The sequence below is a fragment of the Roseovarius halophilus (ex Wu et al. 2025) genome (assembly GCF_047086965.1).
Window position 1 is genome coordinate 1 of the sequence record NZ_JBKOTX010000392.1, and the last position, 2444, is coordinate 2444.

At 62.5% G+C, this 2444-nt stretch carries 1 protein-coding gene; it reads left to right on the top strand.

Going from position 1 to position 2444, the window contains the following annotated elements; genetic code table 11:
* Positions 1-214: 214 nt before the first annotated feature.
* Positions 215-1782, top strand: a protein-coding gene (locus tag ACH107_RS31995; RefSeq protein WP_412509658.1) for an IS3 family transposase whose coding sequence is annotated in 2 segments (ribosomal slippage) — positions 215-635 and positions 635-1782 — 1569 coding nt in all. Because the reading frame shifts where the segments join, the coding sequence is not laid out codon by codon here.
* The last annotated feature ends 662 nt before the right edge of the window (positions 1783-2444 follow it).

Sequence of the window (2444 nt, forward strand, 5' to 3'; positions counted from 1 at the left end):
CCGAGAGACCGCTTCGAGGCTCTCCCCGCGCAGCAGACGTTGTACAATCGCTAGTTTCCGTTTCGCCGAAAAGCGCTTCGCACCACCGGCCACGGCCCCCCTCTGTCAGGGTAGTTGTCACTGCTGGTAATTTTGGAATTATGATCTGAGGCGGGCGGGACAGGATGAAGACTTGGCATATTCACCGGAACGAAGGGCCGCGGTTGTCGCGAAGATGCTGCCTCCGAATAATGCGTCGTTGAGCCGTCTTTCGAAGGAAGAAGGGATCAGCGTTGGGACGCTTGGCAAGTGGCGTGCCGAGGCGCGCGCGCAGGGGCAGTTTCTGCCTGATGCGCAGGCCGGCCCTGATGGCTGGACCTCGGAAGACAAACTCTCGGCGGTGATCGAAACGGCCGCGATGAACGAAACGGATCTGAGCGCCTACTGTCGCCAACGCGGCCTGTATCCGGAGCAGATCGAGGTCTGGCGGCAGGCCTGTGGGCGAGCCAACGACTGGGAGCGCACGGCGACCCAGCGGATCACGCGTGAAACGAAGGACGACAAGAAACGCATCCAGGCGTTGGAGCGTGAACTGGCCCGCAAGGAGAAGGCGCTGGCGGAAGCCGCTGCTCTGATGGTCCTGCGAAAAAAGGCGGCCGCGATCTGGGGCCCAGAGGGAGGCGAGGACGTATGACGCCTGCTCAAGATCGCCGGCAAATCATTGCCCTCATTGACGAGGCGCTGGCTGCCGGCGCGCGGCCGATCACCGCGTGCGCCGAGTTCGGGCTTCATCCACGCACGCTGCGGCGCTGGCGGGACACAGACGGCGCGGTCTGCGAGGATGGCCGCCCGACAGCGGAGCGCCCCGCGCCTTTCAACAAGCTGGACGATGAGGAACGCGACCGGATCGTGGCCACCTGCAATGATCCGGAATTCGCCAGTCTTCCGCCAAGCCAGATCGTGCCTCGGCTGGCCGACCAGAATATCTATATCGCCTCGGAAGCAAGCTTTTACAGGGTTCTGCAGGAACGTGGCCAGAACCACCGCAGGGGTCGTTCCCAGCCGCCTGCGCGCCGCAAGCCGCCGACCAGCTTCGCGGCAACCGGCCCATGCGAGGTCTGGTCATGGGACATTACCTGGCTGCCCGGCCCGATCCTCGGCAGCTTCTTCTACCTCTATCTCATCGTCGACATCTTCAGCCGGAAGATCGTCGGCTGGGAGGTCCATGAGCGCGAGACCGCGGACTTCGCCGCGCAGGTGCTGAGACGTGCCGTCCGGGCCGAGCAATGCCTCACCAGCCCACTGGTCCTGCACGCTGATAATGGCAGCCCGATGAAAGGCGCGACCATGAAGGCGACGATGGAGCAGCTCGGCGTCACCGCCTCCTTCAGCCGGCCCCGAGTCAGCAACGACAACCCATTCTCCGAGGCCCTGTTCCGCACCTGCAAGTATCGCCCCGAATGGCCGCCGCGGGGCTTTGCGACGATCGAGGCCGCGCGTGCCTGGGTTCAGGAGTTCGTGACATGGTACAATATCGAGCATCGTCACAGTGCCATCCGCTTCGTCACGCCCGACGCACGCCATCGCGGGGAGGACCGGGCGCTGCTCGAAAGTCGCCATCGCGTCTATCAGAGTGCCCGTGCGGAACGCCCAGACCGCTGGTCACGTCACACGCGCAACTGGACGCCCATTGATACGGTCTGGCTCAACCCGGAGCGCGAAGGCCATGGAGCCGCCGACGCGCTCCCCCATGAAGCTGGCGGCGGCGGCACCATGGCCGACCCCGAAAACCGCGCCGCCTGAAATCGTATGCCAGTGACAACTTCCTTGAAAAACACCGCGGCCCCGCCGTCGCCAGCGTTGTGGGCGCGCGCCGCCGGGGCCGTGGCCTCCCTCGCGCCAGGTGTCGAGCTGTTCTTGTCGTCCATGGTCCATTCTCCTTCGATGGAAAATTAGCGCTATGAACTGTCTCAGGAAACCGTGCCCCAACCCAGATTTCTAGTTCATCGCAGCTATCAAGAGGCGAAGATGAACAAGAAATCCTCCGTTACGAAAACCTCAAATCTGTCCCAAAGGCGCTGACGTCAGACATCCGGGGCGACGAGGGTTTCGGGGCCACCTGCCCGAGCATCCGGGCCCGTACCGTCTTTGTCGATTGGGAAGATCACGAGGGCACCTACGGATTTGAGCAGGTCAATTACTGACCGTCCGAATCTGACAGAAGGACTCGACACCCGAAAAAGAGAATCCCCCGCAAGGCGGCAACCATGCGAGGGCTCAAAGAACAACGGAATTGGCGTTCCGTTAGGTCAACTCAAACTGTGATTGTATTCTAGCAGTCCCGACAGTCAAGGCAACGAAAAAACGGTCCCTTCTCGATCTCTGTGGGTTGCCGGGCTCATCAAGGGTTGAACGGGCGCTACATTTTGTGCGGCCGGTAGGCGCGTCCGGCGCGTAGAACTCAA